Source organism: Cupriavidus sp. PET2-C1, assembly GCF_054515855.1.
This window is the reverse complement of sequence record NZ_CM137259.1, coordinates 3,224,264-3,243,769: the sequence shown is the minus strand read 5'-3', so window position 1 is coordinate 3,243,769 and position 19,506 is coordinate 3,224,264. Positions and strand designations below refer to the sequence as shown.

Genomic DNA, 19,506 nt, shown 5'->3' with positions numbered 1-19,506 from the left:
AATCGCTATTCGATTGTCAGCCGCACGTTTGCACCAATGGTGCGGCCATCCTGCGGATTACCCAGGTACGGCCCCGCGGGCAGAGCGAAATCCGTTTCGATGAAGATCCAGTGAATCCCTGCTTGGAACCGCAGCGCAAGTTCCGCAGGCTTGTCGGTCACATCGAAGTAGAACGCGTCATTGTTCCCGTACAGATTGACGCGGAATGTCTGCGGGCCGGCGTGCTTTGTATAGATTGGACGCAGAGACAGCCTGACCACGGCATCCCTGCTGATGGTGATCACGGCCGCGGATTGCGTGTTCCCATGTCCATCAACCGGCGCGGTCCAGCCATCCGGGAAACGATTGACAAACAGCACGGTCGATGACTGATCGACCTCGTACTCGCAAGTGAGACGATTCGGGACCGTCCATTTCTTCGCGATCATGTCCGCGACGGTGTCCGGTATGCAGTTGCAGCAGAACAGGTCATCCACCGGATGTCCATGCATGAGAAGGACGCGTAGCTGCGAATAGGAGTGCAGTTCATGGAGTTGCAGATCCCGCCCCATGAAGAAGACGTGCTCGAAGAGTTCCCGCAATTGCGCAAACAGCGAGGCAGAGGATGAGGATTTTTCCCGATCGGCTTCTCTCGCAGCGTGGGCCTCGACGTTCATTTCGCAGACCAGGAGTACCTCGGAGTTTGCCTTCAATAGCCGTTTCGCGCCCGACAGTACCTGCAGTTCGAAGCCTTCGACATCGATCTTGATAAAGTCGATGCGTGGGTTCTGCAACTCATCCCACCAGTCATCCATAGGTCGTACCTGCACGCTGCCGCCCACCTGGAGGGAAGGGTCCGAAGCTGGCGCAATGGCTTCCCGTGCGCCGGTGCCGATGCTGGCTCGCCCAAGCTCTGCTCTATCGGCGTATATAGTGGCGATACTGGTATCCTCTCCGAGCGCGAACTTGTATGGCGTAACGTTGCTGCTCGCATTCAGCGCGAGGTTGTGCAGGAGCAGTGAGTGAGTCAGCTCGACCGGCTCGAAGGCATACACCTTGCGCGCGCGGCGCGACATAGCAATTGCATTGACGCCGACGTTTGCTCCGACGTCCACGCACGTCCACGACTCGCGGATGGTTCGCCTGTACATTTCGAGCTGCCACGGCTCCCAGGTCTGCTCGCGTTGTACCGCCGGCGCAATATTCCGGTCGAGTTCGTCGAAGACAATGGCAAAGCTGTCTTCTTCGAACCGGATAGTCAAAGCCATGGCATTTTCCATAGACGCATCATGCTCCATCGCGCGGTAGTCCCCGAGCTAGGCATAATCCTGCGCGCGGAGGCTTCCAGGAAGCTCGCAGTGTTGTTCAACCAGTGAACTGGCGGGCTCTGTTAGCGAGCCTGGCAGGCGTAGCGGGAGATTTCGGAATGACCGAATGCTTCTCGATGTCCGATCCAGGAACTCATGCCAGTGGTGGTCGCGCTTTTTTGGATGGATCAGGAACCCAGCGAGGCGCGGCAAGTTGTTCCTGGGCTGGTCCTGAGGACAGGTCCGTCCGATATGTACGCTGTACGTGGCTCCTCCGGATCTTGGCGTATTGGTGAGGGGTTCGGCCTCGAGTTCTGCCCATGTCAGTGCCAGCGTGGCATCGTCAGTGCTGGCGTCGGCGCGATACAGGAGGGCCCTGCACGTGACCACACCCTCCGGAGGGAAGGGCAGGCAGAACTGAATCCGTGCATCGCCGTCGGCTATGGCGGTACCGAGAGAGGTGGTGGCGCCCCATCCGGCCCCAAGAAGCATGCTGCGCCCATCAGCCTCGCTATATTGCCGTCCGGTGCCCGCAACCTCTTCGCTACCATAGTAGAGGCCATAGCGTGCTGCGTTGGCTGGAATAACGGGGGGGGAGAAGTGTTCCTGCGCCGTTGCTATCGTATTGAGTGCTTGGATCCAGGGGGTGTGCAGGGTCTCTTCGACTCGCTTGCTCGCTTGCGCCAGGGAAGGCCGCGTATCGGTTGTGGCGGCAACGGGTGGCAATGCTTCGGCATGGGCCGAGCCATGGTCGTCAAAGTATGACACGCACGTTCCGATGACTTGGAATACTCGCCGATTGCCTGCGTGGCATAGCACTTCCACCCCATGTGCGAGCGCATGGGCGGCCCAAATGTCGCCATCGGGGCGCGACCGGGGGATGAGGAGCGTTTGGATACGTGCGCTGGCGAGCTCGCGCCATGCCTCGGCGGGCGTGATTCGCGCTCCGGGTTTCAAGGCGTCTTCCGCCTTGCAGGAATGCGTTGATTCGTCCCATGCGACTCGCGAGATTATCTCTCCCGACGCCTCGCTGTGACGCGGTGCGCTCATCGGCATGTCGTGGGCGTCTTGTGACTCGAGGATCAGGATACGTTTGACGGCACGGGCGCGAGGAACGACCGCGCGCGGAGTGGCGCTCGAAGGTGCAGGGTCGAGTGCGAAGACCATCGATTGGCGGCGGCCGACCCGGCGGGCAATATCTTCCGCCAGTTCGCGATCCTTACCCTGACACACCAAAATCGCCGTTGCATGTTCTTCAAGGATCTTCAGGATCTCGAGGCTGTCCGAACTGCCCGGGCCGGGGTCGCTAGCGGCCGCATCGCGAACAACGCCAAAAATCCGCATGCCCGGTTGTGATCGTGCCGCACAAAGCAAGCGGATCAGGTCCGTGGGCAGGGTGCGGCGGCAATTCACGCCGATGACAAGATCGGTGTGTGCGCCGTTCCCTTTTGGCAAGGCAGCCGCCTCGCGCCCGTCGATGACGTTGCCCTCAAAGGAGCAGCGCAGAAAGCGGCCAGCCTCCTGATCGAACATAGCCGGGGTTACGTCAAAGTGCTTCGAACTGGCGATGCCGAGGTCGACAAACCATTTTTCCTCGGCGCAGAATTGGCCGGCACTTGCCAAGCGATGGTGCCGCGTGCAGTCCCAGAGGAGTCGGCGTAATGGCTGAGAGTGGGCTGTCAGTTCCAAGGGGTCGGCAGCCCAGTCACCCTCATCGCTAAGCTGCCCAAGCGCCGTCAATTCCTCGCGAGCATTGATGTTCAGGTGATCCAGCCGGAACGACCGTCGGTACCAGGCCGCGGCATCTTCCATCCGCCGGGCCACTTTATGCAGGTGGCCCATATGCAGTGCTGTGTCAGCTGAGTCCGGCTCGAGCTGTATGGCCGTCTGGTAAGCGGTTTCAGCACCAGCCAGGTCTCCGTGTTCCTTGCGCGCATGACCTAGCTGGACCCAGATACTTGCCAGCGAGGGCTTGGTGGCAACGACGCGCTCGTAGTAGGCGATGGCGGATCGCCATTGCTTTGCCTCCCGCGCCTGGTCACCTGAGCGGATCAGGTTGCCGACCTTATCGCCGAAAGCGATTTTCAGATTAAACATTGGGGGTTCTGCTCCATGCGTTCAAACGAACTCAACGCGCGCTATGCCCCACGACTCTCGTGCCGAGGCTGCCGACGCATCTGCTCCAGGCAGGATCTGGATGCGTAGCGTGTTATTTCTCTTGAGCGAGTGCACAGGGACGTCGTGCGCGACGGCTCCCTCGGTCTCTGCGAACGCGCCAGATCCGATCGACCAGCCGTTGAGGATGACGAGATACTGGGCGGCATGAGTGGCGCTGCCGAGCGATTTGTAGGCGATCTGCATCTTGCTGGTGGCGCCCAAGGTCGGGTCTAGCGAGAAGCCAAGTGTCAGGCCGTCTCCGGTCACCCACGCGCAATCGTCCTCGACGTTGACAACCCCCTCCACAATGTGGCGAAGACTTTCCCTGGTTGACGGCTCGAATCTGTTCTGATCGAGCCAGGGCATGGAAGAGAGCTGTTCCAGATACTGTTCAGTCGCGCTTTTCTCGCGCCGCCGGCGCTGGGGACAAATGCTGCCGTCGGCCTCAAGCCGTTCGATGGCCTCGCTTCCGCCGAACGCCTCCAGATACTGGAGGTTGCTCAGCAGGAACGCGCGATACTGTTCCAATCCCGCACTGTAGTGAGCGATCAGACTCCGGGCGAAGTCGGCTGCGTCGGGGCGCTTGGCAAATACCGGCTTTGGGGTGGTGCGGATGAAATCGAGCAGATCGGCTTGCGAAGCAAGCCACTTTTCGTAGCCGATCTGTGCCGTCTTCCATGCCATGCGGCCCATTGCTTCCGCGCGGTCATGCAGATCGGTGTAGCCGGCCTGATCAGGGTTGAACAGGACGCCGTTGACCCAGTTAGCTAAGTATTCGTCGTGCGTAGCGCCGTCAGCTGCGAACACGAGGAAGCCGCGGCTCATTGCTTCCAGGAATGCCATGCCAATGCCCTCGGTGCGTCGAGGGGCGATGAATACATTGCATCTGTCAAGCAAGCGAGCGTAGTCGTCCGGCGATTTAAACCAGCTGGAAGTGGTCAGCTCATAGCCTGACATGCTCCGCAGCATATATGCACTGGATATGCACTTTTCGTCGTCCGGCGTGTCATGCACATGCAGGCTGTCAATCTGAGTGCCGAGGAGGCGTTCCACCATATTCAGGTTAATGCCGTGCTCGGGGCGGCGTTGCCAAAGAAGAACGTTGAGTTTGTCAAATTTCTTCAGGCGATTCTCCCTGACCGGCGGCTTGAAATATTTGACGAGCAGCGAGTCTCCGCCACAGCGGCCGATTTTTGCGTGAAGGCGTCGGCTGAAGTTGATGAAGCGCGCCTGCCTGGCCCAGAGCCAGTGGACATCCGGCATATTTGCTGAACCGTCATACATGGGAATCACGATGACGCGCATACCCATAGCCAGGAAGATGGGAGCCAGGTAGTCCATCTGCCAAAGCACGGCGAGGTCCTCCTGCGCATCCTCTATCGAATCCAGCAGGCGCGAGGGCTCATCAGGATCAACGTAGAGTGTGCGCAACTCGAAGGAGCGTGCCAGCAAGGTGCGAAAGAACTCGCTGGAGCGAGTTTTCTCATGAAAGATGTGGTCAACAAAAAGTATTTTCATAGTGCAACGCGAAACCATCGATCATAGGAGCCGTCCATGTCTGCCGTCAGGCGGTGACGGGCCTGGAGCGCACGCTGGGCAACGTGCTCACGATCTTCCTGCGCGAGCTCGATTACCGCATTTGCCATTTCATCGAGCGACGCGCAGACGGTCCCCAGACCGTAGTATCTGATTTGCTCGGAGAATGCCATTCGATCCAGCGAGATAACCGGGCGCCCGAAACAGGCTGCTTCCATCAGCGCTGCGGAGCCGCGCAGTTCATACACGGTGTGATCGTATGGCAGCAGAATGACGGATGCATTCCTGTAGTGCCGGATCATTTCCTGCTCGGATATCATCGAGGATAGCAATTCCACTCCGGGCATTGCGTAGAGCTGCGATATATAGCCATCGTGGTGAACCGCGTCGCGGTCCGGCAGGTTTTGCACGACGAACTGAATGGCCAGATCCGGGTCCCGCTGTCGAATTGACAGGAAGAGCTCGCGCAGCAAGAGAAAGCCCTTGTCGTATCGTGCCGACCCAGGGCAGAAACATAGCATCGGACCTGCCGGGGGAAATGGGAATGCCGTCGCGATAGTGGGATAGGGCGTTACCGCGACCGGCGCGCATAGCAGGGCAGCAAGACGATCGGCGAGCCTCGGGGTTTCCGCTGAAAACGCGATACGGGCTCCGGCGGCGCGCGCGATAACAAGCCTGCGAAGCAGTTCGCGCTCGGGATCGCGGTAGGTGTGCGAAGCGTTCTCCATGACACCGATGAAGCGCAGGAAGATCTTGGGCTGCCGGGAAACGGGTTCTTCCGCCAGCGCATTCAGGAGTCCAATGACGCCATATATATCCAGGCTGGGGAAGAAGAGCGTATCGGTATCATCTATCTCATAGCTCTGGATGAGCCGCTTCGCATCTCGGGTTGCCTGCGCTTCGAGTGCGTCCGCGAAGCCGCTTGCGCTATCTGCGCCCGGTTTGGGAGCCGCTGCAATGGAAATATACTCGTGATAATAGAAATCGTAGAACGGGACGAAACCATATTCGTCGACCGTCTTTTCCGGCAGGTGTTTGCAGCACAACGGCACGATCTCTTCAAATACATCTTTAAATGCATTCGAAAAATAGTGCAATGCAACGACGTTGTGGCCGAAAGGTTGCGCGCAAACCGGATCACAGATAAACAAACGCACAGACAGACTCCAACGCTAAAGCGAATGATGAATTGATTGGTTGAGCAGCTCGTCAACGGCAAAATGGCGTGGAAAGCTTGAGGTCCCTGCCACCTGCGTTTGCATTCCTGACGAAAGGCAAGCGCAACAGATGGGGGCGCGCCGACTCGGGCGCGGCTGGCAATAAGGACCGTGTTACTTGAAAGTATTGACCGTGGTTACCACCGGATAAGCCACCGAGAACACCACGTTCAGGAATTTCTGAAGCTCCGCGATCGGGGCGTTCGATACATACAGGAGATCCTTGTTGTCCATCGGAAAAGTCTGAGCCACGAAGAAGCTGCCCGGGTCCTTCAGGTCGATGCGGTAGACCACCGGCACCTTGCCATTCTGCGTGGTCCGTACGGGCTGATTGGGCCAGGGCAGGGCGGAGGCGTCCTCGAAGCGGAAGACGAACACGCCTCGCGCGTCGGAGCGGGTGTCTTCAAGGCCGCCGGCGCGGGCGATGGCCTGGGCCAGCGTGATGCCTTGCGCTTCGAAGTTGACTTCCTGGTTCTTGCCGGTCGCGCCCAGTGCGGTAAAACTGAGAGGCTGATACAGGGCGGTTACTACGTCGCCTGCGCGAAGCTGCACGTTCTGGCGGGGGTCGCGGATGATGGTTTGCAGTGGCAGGGTCTGGACTTCGCTGCCGCGGGTGACCTGGATGGTCGTTTTATCCACAGGCTGGCGAACGCCTCCCGCGCTTGCGACGGCGTCCAGCAGGCGTTCGCCGCGCGGGGTGAGCTGCATGCGGGTGCTTGCGCCAACGTCGCCGACCACTGTCACATAGGAAGTGACATTCTTCGACAAACGTACCAGAACTTGCGGTTGGTTCGCCTTGCCCTTCAGAGCGGCGGTAATGGCCCGCTCCACTTCGGTGGTGGTGCGGCCGGCTGCCTTGATCTGGCCGGCAAACGGGATATTGATATGGCCGTCGCCACTGACCATTTGCTCAGGCAGGACGGTGACGCGTGCATTGGTGGGCGCAACCCGGGGATCCATTGCCGAGGCGCCAAACAGCGTGGCCGGTGGTGCTTCCCAGACGGAGACCTCAAGGGTGTCGCCTACGCCAAGCTGTTGCTGGAATTGTGCGTTGTTGCCCAGGGTATGGGAAAAATCGCCGGGCTGGCGCTCTTTCAGCAGGCGTTGCGCGACATCTTCCGTGACATCGACAATCTGAATGCCGGCAGTGACCGATGCCTGAATGGAGTCCTGTACCTGAGACTTGGTGGGGCCGGAGGATGGGACGAAGGAACAAGCAGTAAGGCTGGCTGTGCTGATGGTCGACACGGCCACCAACAAGGCGGACAGGCTACGCATTCTGAGGTGATTCTTCCTAAGGCTGGGTGAATTTTTGCAATTATGGCATGTTCGTGGCTAAAATACGCCAATGTGCCGACAATCTCGTTTATGGACTTGTTGGAATATTTTTGACACTTTTCGTTTGCATGTTCCCTCGCGCAGTTGCACAGTGAATCCCATATACCTGGACGTTACGCGGCTTTTGGATCGACTGGCCAAGCGGACGCTGCCCACTGGCGTGGATCGCGTTGGTCTTGCGTACGTCAGGCACTATTCGCACCGAGCGCGGGCCGTGCTGAGCGAACGCGGCTTCCACATCGTGATGTCGGAGCGCGAGTCGGCACGGGCTTTCGAGATGTTGTTGAACCAGGATTTTACCCGCTCGAGGGATGCCAGGGGCCTGATGGCACGGGCTGTTCTCAGCAGCCTGAGGCGTGACCGGGCTGATCCAGGGGTGCTGCTGCATACCAGTCATTCCGGGATGGAGTTCGGCCGGTATTTCGCGGCGATGAGGAGGCGGCAGATTCGGCCTGTATTCATGGTGCACGATTTGATCCCGCTCACGCACGCCGAGTATTGCCGGCCCGGCGTGCTGGCAATGCATCGCAGAAGAATGACCGTGGCATCTGCTCATGCGGCAGGCATCATTGCCAATTCCCAGTCGACCCTGGATTCCTTTGCGGAGGAGTCCCTCCGCGCCGGCTGGACCGTACCCCGAACGGTTGTCGCCCGCCTTGCCTCGGGCGTGCCTGCCGGTACGCCCGGCGCGCGCCCTCTCCCGCAGCCCTATTTCGTCATGCTTGGCACCATCGAGCCTCGCAAGAATCATTGGTTCGCCCTGCATATCTGGCGCCGCCTGGTTGAAATCCATGGAGCTAGCGCGCCGACGCTGGTTGTCATTGGGCGACGCGGGTGGGAGTGCGAGAACGTGGTCGACATGCTCGAACGCTGCGCGCCGCTGCGTGGCATGGTGATCGAGGAAGGCGACTGTTCGGACGAGCGTCTGCAGAATTATCTGCACCATGCGCAAGCGCTCCTCTTCCCCTCCTTCGTAGAGGGATACGGCATGCCGTTGGCTGAGGCGTTGGCGCTTCGGGTGCCAGTGATTGCCAGTGACCTGCCTGTATTCCGTGAAATTGCGGCGGACATTCCCGACTATCTCGACCCGCTCGACGGTCCGGGCTGGATGCGTCGCATCATGGCGTACGCAGCGACGGCAAGTCCGGAGCGCATGGCCCAGATGGCGAGAATCAGGCGCTTTCGCGAGCCGACCTGGCGGGAGCATTTCGACGTGGTGGATCAATTCATCGAGGAGTTGGTGTAGATGGCCGGTGCGGGTGCAAACGGAGGGCCACTGCCGCAGGCCGCACTCGATCCAAGCAGGGCGACGCTCGGTCTTGCGCGACTCGGTCGCAGCACTGCGCCGGCCTTGCTGCCCGGTCCTGTTTGGTCTTCAGGCAGGAATGGGCGGCCGATGTTGTCCTGGTTTGAACTGAGTGGCCGAGGCAGGCCAGCTACCTTGATGGAGCAGGCGGTGGCAGAAGCGCTGGAGGACGCTAGTCGCTCAGGTGCGACTTCTTCGGAATCATCTGAACTGATGGTGCGAGTCTTAGCCGCTCGCGCGGAGGCTGCCTGCGATGCAATACCTTTGTGCGCACCGGGGCTGGCGGCATTGAGCAATAGGCTACGCGTGTTACTTGTTGATCAGGCTTGCGGCGATAGAGGCGATGGGGCAGCGCTTGAGCGGATGGTGGCTGCCGCGCTCGCGGAGCATCCAGCCGCGGAATTCTGGGTCTGGCCGGTATCTGGGGGCAAGCGCGGTCACTTGGCGCGCTTGCGCGGATTGCCCGCCGGTATTCGCATGATCGACTATGGCTTCAGCCTTTTTGCGACGCTGCCGCATGTCGATCATTTCTATACCGTCAGCGCTCCCGAGGGCATGCAGGCCTTGTTGGCCGGCGTTCCGGTGCATGTGTATGGCAGGCCTTTCTATGCTGGCTGGGGCCTGACCCACGACGACCTGAAAATGCCAGATCGCCATGCCAAGCCAACGCTTGCCTCGCTGTTCGACGTGGTTTATCTACGTCTTGCACGCTACTTCGACCCGGAAACCCACCGCGCCGGCACGCTGGCGCAGGTGCTTGACAGCATCGAACTGCAGCGTAACGTACGCGGCCGCTACGCAGATTGCGCACAGGTGGCGGGCCTGGAGTTCCGGCTCTGGAAGCGGCATTTCGCCACGCCGTTCCTCTCGGCGGGCGGTGGTGAACTCCGCTGGTCCGGTCGGCCGGCTGATGTCAAGCCAGGCGAATTTGTGGCGCTATGGGGCGCCAAAAGCGACGATGGCATACCCTCGGATACTTCCGTGCTGAGAATGGAAGACGGCTTCTTTCATTCTGATGGGTTGGGATCCGACATGAATGCGCCCTGCAGCCAGGTGGTTGACCGTCTGGGCCTGTACTTTGATGCGCGCCGGCCAAGCGAGTTGACGCACATCCTGAACGACACCCATTTCGATACCGGCGAGCTGGAGCGTGCGGGACGACTGCGCGAATTGGTCGCTCGACTGGGCGTAACCAAATACAACTTAGGAAGGCGCACGCCAGCCTGGCATGCGCCGGATGGGAAAAAGGTGATCCTGGTGCCGGGCCAGGTGGCTGACGACGCCTCGATCCGCTTCGGCACCGGAGTGCTAGGCACGGCCGAAGCACTGCTCGAAGAGGTGCGCCGGCGAAATCCGGAGAGTTTTATCGTTTACAAGCCGCACCCCGATGTTTTGTCGGGCAACAGGGCGGGATTGGTAGAGGCACGCGAACTGGCCGACATCGTCGATGGCGAGGCCGACTTGTTGTCGCTTGTCGATCTCGCTGACGAAGTACATGTGTTGTCTTCGCTCGCGGGCTTCGACGCTCTACTGCGCGGCAAGCGCGTATTTACATACGGCCTGCCGTTCTATGCGGGCTGGGGTTTGACCGAGGACGTGCTTCCGCAGCCCTGGCGTCGGCGGACGCTAACGCTGGACATGCTGGTTGCCGGCGCGCTGCTGCGCTACCCGATCTACTGGGATTGGCGCACCGGGCTGTTTACGACGCCAGAGGCGGTTGTACGCAACCTCGGGCAGACCGCGGGGCGCCCACTGACATCTATTGCGAGCGACCGCGGCCGCCTCCTGCGCAAGATCTGGCGCTGGTGCCGGAACGCAGTACGGCATGGATATTGGGCATGGCAGCGGCGCGGGCCGAGACATGCCCATTGATTTTCTGGTGGTACTTGGGAACCAGCCTTGCATCAGAACAAGGTGGTCCTCGTTGATCGAGTCTTAGTCCTTGTTGGAGTTGGCATGAACATTCATCCCGTCATTCTTTGTGGCGGCAGTGGGACCCGTCTGTGGCCCATGTCTCGCGGTGGTTATCCGAAGCAATACCTGAAACTCACCGGCGAAAACACTCTGGTGCAGCAGACGGCGCTACGTCTGCGAGGCATCGCCGATGTGACTGCGCCAATCGTCATCACCAACGCGGAGCAGCGCTTCCTGGTCGCCGAACAGTTGCGCAGCGTCGATGTGATGCCATCGTCGATCGTGCTGGAGCCGACTGGGCGCAATACGGCGCCCGCCGTGGCCGTGGCCGCGTTGCTCGCGCTGAAGGAAACGGCGGAAGCGCTTCTGCTCGTATTGCCTTCCGATCATGTGATTCTGAACGACGCCGTGTTCGGCAAGCTGGCCATGATCGCCGCGGGCATCGCCAAGGACAGCTACCTGGTGACATTCGGCATCGAGCCAACCGAGCCGCATACCGGCTATGGCTATATCCGCCGTGGCGAAGACCTGGTTGCCAGCAATGGCGCCTATCTGGTCGAACGTTTTGTGGAGAAGCCGGACGCCGCCACGGCCACGCGTTTCCTCGAAGAGGGTGGCTATTACTGGAACAGCGGTATGTTCATGCTGAAGGCGTCGGCCTATCTGGAAGAACTGCGTCGCCACGAACCGGAGATCCTCCGCCAGGCGGAACTTGCCGTGGAAGCCGGCAAGCGCGATGCAGACTTCCTGCGGCTTGACCCCGAGGCGTTCAGTGCCAGCCCGAATGTGTCGATCGACTATGCGGTAATGGAAAAGACCGAGCGGGCCGCAGTGGTGACCGCGGCGGGCCTGGGCTGGAACGATATCGGCTCGTGGACTGCGCTGGCCGATATTGCTGCTTCCGACGACAGCGGCAACGCATTCTTTGGCGACGTGTTGAGCGAGGACGTAAGCAATACCTACGTGCGCGCGGAGCATCGCATGGTCGCTGCTGTTGGCGTGACGGATCTGGTGATCGTGGAAACCGCCGATGCCATCCTGATCTCGCACCGCGATAAGGCGCAAGACGTGAAGAAGATCGTCGAGCAGCTCAATAGCTCGGGCCGACACGAGTCGGTCACGCACCGGAGGGTGTTCCGGCCCTGGGGTTCGTATGAAGGCATCGACCAGGGTGATCGCTTCCAGGTCAAGCGTATCGTGGTCAAGCCGGGCTCGTCGCTCAGCTTGCAGATGCATCACCATCGGGCGGAGCATTGGATCGTCGTGCGCGGAACCGCCAAGGTTTTCAATGGGGACGAGGTGCTGTTGCTCTCGGAAAACCAATCGACCTATATTCCGCTCGGCGTGACGCACCGGCTGGAAAATCCTGGAAAAATTCCGCTCGAGTTGATTGAGGTCCAGTCCGGCGCTTATCTTGGCGAAGACGACATCGTGCGCTTCGAGGATCACTACGGGCGCGTCCAGTCAGTGTAGGTGTTTGAGCGAAGGGCTGGCCGCGCCGATGTCATCCGACACGTCATCGCAAAGCCATGCAGCACCAGCTTACAAAACTGCCGACACGCAATTGTCCGGAAAATGGAAGTTGGATGGGATCCTCAGCCAAGCTGAGTCCAGCGCACGCTGGTGTTGTTCGAATCCCGCTTTGGCGATCGCCACGCCTGCCGGATGGCTTGTAGGTCCGCTTCCGATGGGCTGCCTCCACACAGTTCGCTACACTGTCCGGCGTGAGGCCCGGACTGGCCTCCCCACGGGGCTCGCCAGCCTCCTCGGAGCCGCGGTGGCCGACCAAGCCGCGGCCCCCTTTCAGGAGCTTTCAGATGCAGATATCCATTCGTCTCACTTCTGGTGCGCTGGCTGCGCGTGCGGCTGCCGCCATCTTGCTCGCTGCCGCCCTGGGTGCCTGCGCCACGTCACCCGCGCCGGATTCGCCAGGTGCCGGCACCAGCCTGAACCAGGCGCAGACTGGCGGTCCTAGCCGCTGGGAGCTGGTGCGCTGGCAGCTGGCCGATGGCACGCTGAAGTCCATTCCCCATGGCGACAACGGCGAGCCGATCATCTTTGAGTTCAATGGCGGGATCGATTCCGCGCAGGGCACGGTGAGCGGATACAGCGGCTGCAATCGCTTCACCGGGGGCTATGGCAAGACGGCAACGGGCATGCGCTTCGATCGGCTGGCGGGAACCCGCATGGCTTGCGTGCCGCCGCGCGGCGAGCTGGAGAGCGCGCTGCTCAAGGCAATGCAGTCGCCGTTCACCACCGTGGGCACGCAGCCGTCGGCCGGGTCAACGGGCCGCCAGATCATCTGGAAGACAGTTGACGGCGACCTGCTGCAGTTCGTCGAGCGCGAGGGCGTGGGCCGGCGCGGCGCGAAGATGGATGCGCAGGCGGCCGCCGGCGGCGTGGAGAAGACGGTGTACGTGGATTCGCAGCGGGTGGAGTGCTCAGGCATGGGCCGGCAGACCTGCTACCGCGTGCGCGAGAACCCGGACGCGCCCTGGACGCTTTGGTATGGACCGATCGAGGGGCTGGATTTCGAACCGGGCGTGGCGTACACCTTGCGGGTGCGCGAAACGCGGGTGGAGAACCCGCCGATGGATGCGTCCGCGATTCGCTGGCAGTTGTTGAGCGTGGAGTCTCGCACCCGGGCTAACTGAGCAATGTGGGACCAGAAAGTAAAACGCCGCGGTTCACAGCCGCGGCGTTTTTGCTTTTGTCCTGAGCGGATGCCGATGGCTGCCAGGCGCCCGGCATTCACATTCAGCTGCGTGGCGCGGGCGCTCCGGCAATCGCTTCCTTGCGCGTGGCGGGGCGCCTTGCCGGTGCCGTGCCTGCCGGCGATGCCGTGCCAAGCTTGACCTTCTCTGGCAGCTTGTACATCGAGCCCGGGGTTGAGGTCAGCAGGGTGTTGATCTGCACCACGTCGTCCTCGGTCAGCGCTCCGGTAGCGGCCTTCAGGCGCAGCCCGTTCATGATGGTGTCGTAGCGCGCCTTGGCCAGGTCGCGGCGAGTGGAGAACAACTGCGCTTCGGCGTTCAGCACGTCGATGTTGATGCGCACGCCGACTTCGTAGCCGAGCTGGTTGGATTCCACTGCGCTCTGTGCGGAGTGCTCGGCGGCCTCGAGGGCCTTGACCTGGGCGAGTCCGTTGGACACGCCCGAGTAGGTTTGGCGCGCGCTCTGGGCTGCGGTGCGGCGGGCAAACTCGAGGTCGCTGGCGGCCTTGTCGGCCAGCGCGGCGGTTTCACGCACGCGCGACTGGATCTGGCCACCGCTGTAGATCGGCACACTCAGCTGCACGCCGATCTGGGCGCTGTTGTAGCGGCTGGAGACATTGACCTGCTGCGCGGCATTGCCGGTGGCATTGACGAAGCCGTACGACGCGATCAGGTCGACCGATGGCAGGTGGCCGGAACGTGCCTTGTTGTACTCGCGCTGGGCAGAGTCGAGGTTGTAGCGCGCCAGGCCCACCTGCGGGTTGGTGTTCTCGGCCTGGTTGGCCCAGGTGTTCACATCGGGCGGCTGCGGGCCGGGCAGCGTGGCGGCGGTGCGCAATCCGAGCAGTTCGTCAACCGGCTTGCTGGTGATCTGCTGCAGGTTGGCGCGCCGGATTTCGAGGTCGCTCTGCGCCGCGATCTCGGTCGAGGTGGCGAGGTCATAGCGGGCCTGCGCGTCGTTGGCGTCGGTGATGGTGGCGGTGCCGACCTCGAAGTTGCGCTTGGCCTGCGCCAGTTGCTCGCCGATGGCCTTCTTCTGCGCGCCGGCCAGGTAGAGGTTGTCCTGCGCGGCCAGCACGTCGAAGTAGGCCTGCGAGGTGCGGGTGATCAGGTCGAGCTGCGCCTGGCTGAAGGTCACTTCGCCAGCCAGCGCGGCCAGTTCGCCCTGCTTGTAGGTTTCCCAGCGATCCCAGCGAAACAGCGGCTGGATCAGTTGCAGCGACCAGTTATTGTTGTTGATAAAGCGGTCCGACACCAAGGGCACGGTCTGGTCCACATTGGTGCGCGTGGCGTTTAGCGTGCCACTGACCTGCGGCAGCAAGCCGGAGCGTCCCTGGGGCAGCTTTTCCTGGCTGGCCACCAGCTGCGCGCGCGCGCTGGCGAACTGCGCGTCGTTGGCCTGTGCATCGCGGTAGACCTGGAGCAAGTCGGCGCCATGCGCGGCCGGCAGATGCAGCAGCGCAAGCAGGGAACCCGTCAGTGCCAGGCGCGTCTTGGGCACGCCCCGCGCAGGGAAAAGCGCAAACCTCATGACATCTCCAGTCTGCCGGGCAGCGGGCGCGCGGCTAACGATTCTAACGATCAGCGTTCAAGGGAATTGGCGCCGCGGGAGGCCGGCGCCCTGGGGTTGATGCTTGCTGTGCTCAGTACTTCGGCATGGCCGGGTCGACCTGCTCGGCCCAGGCGTGGACGCCGCCGGTCAGGTTGTAGACCTTGGCAAAGCCTTGCCGCTCGAGGAAGCTTGCCACCTGCATGCTGCGCGCGCCGTGATGGCAGATGCAGACGATGTCCGCGTCTTCGTCAAGCTCGCCGGCGCGTGCCGGGATCTGGCCCATCGGGATATGCGTGATGCCGGGCATGGCGCAGGTCTGCACCTCCCAGCCCTCGCGTACGTCGAGCAGCACCGGCTGCGGCCGGCTGGCATCCGCCAGCCATTGCACCAGTTCGGGTGCGTTGATTACCTGCATGTCTTGTTTCCCGCTCAGAAATGGAAGCGCGACGGCTGCTCGGCGCCCATCAGCGGCGTGATGGCGGTCTCGAACAGGTTGACAGTCTTGTACTCGTTCTCGCTGACGCGCGTGATGATCTGCGCTTCCATGGCCGGCAGCGCGCCGACGAAGGCGGCGATGCGCCCGCCGACCTTGACTTGCGACAGGATGGACGCGGGCACCGAGGGCAACGCGCCGGAAATGCAGATCACGTCGTAGGGGGCGCTCGCGGCCCAGCCGGTGGCGGCATTGCCTTGGGCCACGTCGACATTGGTCACGCCGGCGTCGGCCAGGTTCTTGCGGGCCAGCTCGGCCAGTTCCGGCAAGATGTCCACGCTCAGCACGTGGCGCGCGCGGTGGGCGAGCAGGGCAGCCATGTAGCCAGAGCCGGTGCCGATTTCCAGCACTTGTTCATGCTTGCGCACGGCCAGGTCCTGCAGGATGCGGGCTTCCACGCGCGGGGCCAGCATGTTCTGGCCGCCCGGCAGGGGGATTTCCATGTCGACGAAGGCCAGCGCGGCGTAGGCCTGCGGCACGAACTGTTCCCGCTTGACCACCGCCAGCAGGTCCAGGATTTCCTGATCCAGCACATCCCAGGGGCGGATTTGCTGTTCGATCATATTGAATCGGGCTTTCTCGAGGTCCATCTTGCCATTCCTTCCAATGCCAACCGCTAATCAGTTCAGAGTTCCGGCCGCGCGGTGCGAGGGGCCGGGGAAATCCGTCAAACCTGATATTTTAACCCCGCACCAAGACACTTGCCCAAGCGCGTCGCCGAAGTTGTGGCCTCCATGCCGCAGTCCGGCCTTGGCTGAGGCATTCCGGGGTGGCTTGCCTCATTCCGCGCTTGCTGGCTTGTGCGCCGCCGTGTCGTCGGCCGCCGGCGCGGTGGCGGGAGCCGCCTGGGCTTGCTTGCCGCGCCACTTGCGGCCGAGCCACGCGCTGAAGTCGTCGAGGTACGTATAGATCACCGGGACCACTACCAGGGTCAGGATCGACGAGGTGATGATGCCGCCGATCACCGTCTGGCCCATCGGTGCGCGTTGCTCGGCGCCTTCGCCCAGGCTGAAGGCCAGCGGCACCATGCCGAAGATCATGGCCAGCGTGGTCATCAGGATCGGCCGCAGCCGCACCCGGGCAGCGGCAACCAGCGCGGCCTCGCGCGACATCGGCGGCTGGCCGTCGGCGCCGCGCCGGGCCTGGTTGGCAAAATCCACCAGCAGGATGGCATTCTTGGTCACCAGCCCCATCAGCATGATGAAGCCGATGATGGAGAACATGTTCAGCGTGGAGCGGAACAGCAGCAGCGCCGCGAACACGCCCACCAGCGTGAGCGGCAGCGAGGTCATGATGGCGATCGGCTGGAAGAAGCTGGCGAACTGCGAGGCCAGGATCATGTAGATGAAGATCACCGCCAGCGCGAGCGCCGACACCGCGAAGCCGAACGACTCATTCATCGACTTGGTGGAGCCGCCGAAGCGGTACTTGTAGCCCGCCGGCCAGTTCATGCCATCCAGCGCGGCCTTGATCTCGCGTGCCACCTCGCCTTGCGAGCGCCCGGCGGTATTCGCGGTCAGCTCCACTTCGCGGGAGAGGTCGCGCCGGCTGATCTGGTTGGCGCCGGTGGTTGGCACCAGTTCGGCGATCTGGCGCAGGGGCACCATGCGCGGCGAGCCGTCGGCATTGTTCTGGTTGCTGGCGATCATCAGCGCGCTGAGATCCGCCATGCCGGTGCGGGCGTCCTTGGGCAGGCGCACGCGCACGTCGTAGTTCTGGTCGTCGGGGGCGCGCCATGAGCTGATGGCGTCGCCGGCCAGCAGCGGGCGCAGCGCGTTGCCGATCTGCACGATGCCCACGCCCAGGTCGGATGCAAGCTCGCGGCGGATGCGCACTTCGACGGTGGGGCGGTCGTCCTTCATGCTGGAGTCGAGGTCGGCCAGGCCGCGCACCGCGGCCATGCGCCGGCTGGCTTCCAGCGACAGGCGCCGCAGCGTTTCCAGGTCGTCGCCCTGGATCGACACCTGCAGTGCTTTCTGACCGCCGGCGCCGTCCGGCATGCCGACCATGGTTAGCGTGATGCCGGCGATGCTGGCCATGCGCTCGCGGATCATCGGGTTAAGCTGCTTGGTGGTGAGTTTGCGCGAGCGGCGCTCGGTCAGGCGCACCGACACCAGCGCGTTGTTGCGCCCGGAGGTATTGCCCGAGTTGATGGTGGCGTAGGTGTAGGCCACCTCGGGGAAGGCCTTGAGCGCGGTTTCCACCTGCCTGACCTTGGCTTCGGTGACGGCCAGCGAGGTGCCCACCGGCGTGGTGAAGCCCACCTGGGTTTCGCCCAGGTCGGCGGCCGGTACGAATTCCGTGCCGATCAGCGGCACCAGCGCAAAGCTGCCCAAGAACGTTACCGCCGCGATGATGGCGGTGGCCATCCGGTGCTTGAGCGCCCAGCCCAGCATCGAGCCATAGCCGTGGCCGAGCGCATCCATGCGCGCCGAGAACCAGTCCAGCATGCGGCCCACGGTGCGGCCGTACAGGCTCTTCTTGTTGCCGGTGCCGTGCAGGTCGGGGTCGTGCCAGACCGAGGACAGCATCGGGTCCAGCGTGAACGAGACGAACATGGAGATCAGCACCGCCGCCACCACGGTCACGCCGAACTGGTGGAAGAAGCGGCCGATGATGCCGCCCATGAAGCCCACCGGCAGGAACACCGCCACGATGGAGAAGGTGGTGGCCAGTACCGCCAGCCCGATCTCGTTGGTGCCGTCGAGCGCTGCCGTGCGATGGTTCTTGCCCATCAGGTTGTGCCGCACGATGTTCTCGCGCACCACGATGGCATCGTCGATCAACAGGCCCACGCACAGCGACAGCGCCATCAGCGTGATCACGTTGAGCGTGAAGCCAAACATGTACATCACGCCGAACGTGCCGATCAGCGCGATCGGCAGGGTCAGCCCGGTGATGACCGTGCTGCGCCACGAGCCGAGGAACAGGAAGACGATGGCCACCGTCAGGAAGGCGCCTTCAAGCAGCGTGGAGCGGACTTCCTTGACGCTGCTGCGGATGCCGCGCGCGGCGTCGTTGACCACGGTGAGCTGCACGCCCGCGGGCACCAGCTTGCGCACTTCATCGGTCATCTTGATCAGGCCGTCGACGGTGTCGACCGTGTTCTGGCCCTGTGCCTTCACCACCGCCAGGAACAGCGCGCGCTTGCCGTCCAGCATGGCCAGGCTCTCTTGCTCCTCCTCGCCGTCGCGCACGTCGGCGACCTGCTCCAGCGTGACCGGCTGGCCGGCCCGGCGCGCCACGATGATGTGGCGGAAGGCATCCGGCGTGATGACGCGGCCCTTGATCTGCACCACCGTCTCGGTGGAGGTGGAGCGCAGCTCGCCCGCGGGTAGTTCCTGATTCTCGTTGCGGATAGCGTCCATCACCTGGTTCACGCCGATGCCGAGCGCCTCCAGCTGGGCAGGGCGGATGCGGATCTCCACCTCGCGCTTGGTGCCGCCAACTAGGCTGATGGCGCCCACGCCGCGCACGGTCTCCAGCCGCTTGCGCACGATCTGGTCGGCGATGGTGGTCAGCTCGCGCTGCGTGCGCTCGGCCCCTGGCGCGTTCGACACGGACAGGTAGAACACCGGCGCGTCCGACGGGTCGTAGCGCAGCACGCGCGGGTCTTTCACCTCGTCGCGGAATTGCGGGCGGATCAGCGCGATCTTGTCGCGCACATCCTGCGCTGCCTGGCCGACATCGACGGACAGGTCGAACTTGATCACCACCACCGAGGTGCCTTGGTAGGAGTGCGAGAAGATTTCGTCGATGCCCGAGATGGTGTTGACGATTTCTTCGATCTTGCGGGTGACGTCGGACTCCACCGATTCCGGCGCGGCGCCGGGGTACTCGGTCTGCACCACGACGATGGGGAAGGTGATGTCAGGGAACTGGTCAACCGGCAGGCGCTGGTAAGAGAACAGGCCGATCACGATGAAGGCCATCATCATCATGGTGGCCAGCACCGGGTTGTGGATGGACAGGCGGGTGAACCACATGGGCGGG

The 19,506-nt window shown here is 62.5% G+C and carries 13 protein-coding genes; 4 read left to right on the top strand and 9 right to left on the bottom strand.

Annotated elements, in window-relative coordinates; translation table 11 throughout:
• Positions 1–5: 5 nt before the first annotated feature.
• The 5 genes from ACX12D_RS14650 to ACX12D_RS14630 all read right to left on the bottom strand — a co-directional run bounded on the left by ACX12D_RS14650 (position 6) and on the right by ACX12D_RS14630 (position 7,474).
• Complete coding sequence (locus ACX12D_RS14650) at positions 6–1,247, bottom strand: FkbM family methyltransferase (RefSeq protein WP_459371662.1); 1,242 nt, start codon at positions 1,245–1,247, stop codon at positions 6–8.
• Positions 1,248–1,295: 48 nt separating this feature from the next.
• Complete coding sequence (locus ACX12D_RS14645; protein ID WP_459371661.1) at positions 1,296–3,383, bottom strand: hypothetical protein; 2,088 nt, start codon at positions 3,381–3,383, stop codon at positions 1,296–1,298.
• Between the two features lie 21 nt (positions 3,384–3,404).
• Positions 3,405–4,961: a glycosyltransferase gene (locus ACX12D_RS14640; RefSeq protein WP_459371660.1), complete on the bottom strand. Its 1,557-nt coding sequence runs from the start codon at positions 4,959–4,961 to the stop codon at positions 3,405–3,407.
• Positions 4,958–6,136, bottom strand: coding sequence for a glycosyltransferase (locus tag ACX12D_RS14635; RefSeq protein ID WP_459371659.1), 1,179 nt, complete (start codon positions 6,134–6,136; stop codon positions 4,958–4,960). Before ACX12D_RS14635 ends, ACX12D_RS14640 begins: the two co-directional genes overlap by 4 nt.
• Positions 6,137–6,310: 174 nt before the next feature.
• A complete protein-coding gene (locus ACX12D_RS14630; RefSeq protein ID WP_459371658.1) occupies positions 6,311–7,474 on the bottom strand; it encodes a polysaccharide biosynthesis/export family protein in 1,164 nt (387 codons plus the stop codon).
• Between the two features lie 151 nt (positions 7,475–7,625).
• Between ACX12D_RS14630 and ACX12D_RS14625 the strand changes: the two genes are divergently transcribed.
• From ACX12D_RS14625 to ACX12D_RS14610, 4 genes are all read left to right on the top strand, one after another.
• On the top strand, positions 7,626–8,780 hold the full coding sequence (locus tag ACX12D_RS14625) for a glycosyltransferase family 4 protein (RefSeq protein ID WP_459371657.1): 1,155 nt from the start codon (positions 7,626–7,628) through the stop codon (positions 8,778–8,780).
• Between the two features lie 150 nt (positions 8,781–8,930).
• Positions 8,931–10,712 (top strand): capsular polysaccharide biosynthesis protein, encoded by a 1,782-nt coding sequence (locus ACX12D_RS14620; RefSeq protein ID WP_459371656.1) that lies wholly within the window; start codon positions 8,931–8,933, stop codon positions 10,710–10,712.
• Positions 10,713–10,796: 84 nt separating this feature from the next.
• On the top strand, positions 10,797–12,227 hold the full coding sequence (locus ACX12D_RS14615) for a mannose-1-phosphate guanylyltransferase/mannose-6-phosphate isomerase (protein ID WP_459371654.1): 1,431 nt from the start codon (positions 10,797–10,799) through the stop codon (positions 12,225–12,227).
• A 344-nt stretch (positions 12,228–12,571) separates the two neighbouring features.
• Positions 12,572–13,408 (top strand): DUF4377 domain-containing protein, encoded by an 837-nt coding sequence (locus tag ACX12D_RS14610; protein ID WP_459371653.1) that lies wholly within the window; start codon positions 12,572–12,574, stop codon positions 13,406–13,408.
• A 103-nt stretch (positions 13,409–13,511) separates the two neighbouring features.
• On the opposite strand, the gene ACX12D_RS14605 is transcribed toward ACX12D_RS14610, so the two are convergent.
• From ACX12D_RS14605 to ACX12D_RS14590, 4 genes are all read right to left on the bottom strand, one after another.
• A complete protein-coding gene (locus ACX12D_RS14605) occupies positions 13,512–14,999 on the bottom strand; it encodes a TolC family outer membrane protein (protein ID WP_459371652.1) in 1,488 nt (495 codons plus the stop codon).
• A 112-nt stretch (positions 15,000–15,111) separates the two neighbouring features.
• Positions 15,112–15,435, bottom strand: coding sequence for a rhodanese-like domain-containing protein (locus ACX12D_RS14600; RefSeq protein WP_043348625.1), 324 nt, complete (start codon positions 15,433–15,435; stop codon positions 15,112–15,114).
• 14 nt (positions 15,436–15,449) lie between these two features.
• Positions 15,450–16,103 (bottom strand): protein-L-isoaspartate O-methyltransferase family protein, encoded by a 654-nt coding sequence (locus tag ACX12D_RS14595; protein WP_459371651.1) that lies wholly within the window; start codon positions 16,101–16,103, stop codon positions 15,450–15,452.
• 189 nt (positions 16,104–16,292) lie between these two features.
• Positions 16,293–19,499: an efflux RND transporter permease subunit gene (locus ACX12D_RS14590; RefSeq protein WP_459371650.1), complete on the bottom strand. Its 3,207-nt coding sequence runs from the start codon at positions 19,497–19,499 to the stop codon at positions 16,293–16,295.
• Positions 19,500–19,506: the final 7 nt, after the last annotated feature.

Bases quoted from the DNA above. Each gene is read 5' to 3' on its own strand.
- ACX12D_RS14610 (WP_459371653.1), top strand. From the start codon at position 12,572: ATGCAGATATCCATTCGTCTCACTTCTGGTGCGCTGGCTGCGCGTGCG.
- ACX12D_RS14600 (WP_043348625.1), bottom strand. From the start codon at position 15,435: ATGCAGGTAATCAACGCACCCGAACTGGTGCAATGGCTGGCGGATGCC.
- ACX12D_RS14590 (WP_459371650.1), bottom strand. From the start codon at position 19,499: ATGTGGTTCACCCGCCTGTCCATCCACAACCCGGTGCTGGCCACCATG.
- ACX12D_RS14650 (WP_459371662.1), bottom strand. From the start codon at position 1,247: ATGGCTTTGACTATCCGGTTCGAAGAAGACAGCTTTGCCATTGTCTTC.
- ACX12D_RS14645 (WP_459371661.1), bottom strand. From the start codon at position 3,383: ATGTTTAATCTGAAAATCGCTTTCGGCGATAAGGTCGGCAACCTGATC.
- ACX12D_RS14630 (WP_459371658.1), bottom strand. From the start codon at position 7,474: ATGCGTAGCCTGTCCGCCTTGTTGGTGGCCGTGTCGACCATCAGCACA.
- ACX12D_RS14615 (WP_459371654.1), top strand. From the start codon at position 10,797: ATGAACATTCATCCCGTCATTCTTTGTGGCGGCAGTGGGACCCGTCTG.
- ACX12D_RS14620 (WP_459371656.1), top strand. From the start codon at position 8,931: ATGTTGTCCTGGTTTGAACTGAGTGGCCGAGGCAGGCCAGCTACCTTG.
- ACX12D_RS14605 (WP_459371652.1), bottom strand. From the start codon at position 14,999: ATGAGGTTTGCGCTTTTCCCTGCGCGGGGCGTGCCCAAGACGCGCCTG.
- ACX12D_RS14640 (WP_459371660.1), bottom strand. From the start codon at position 4,961: ATGAAAATACTTTTTGTTGACCACATCTTTCATGAGAAAACTCGCTCC.
- ACX12D_RS14595 (WP_459371651.1), bottom strand. From the start codon at position 16,103: ATGGACCTCGAGAAAGCCCGATTCAATATGATCGAACAGCAAATCCGC.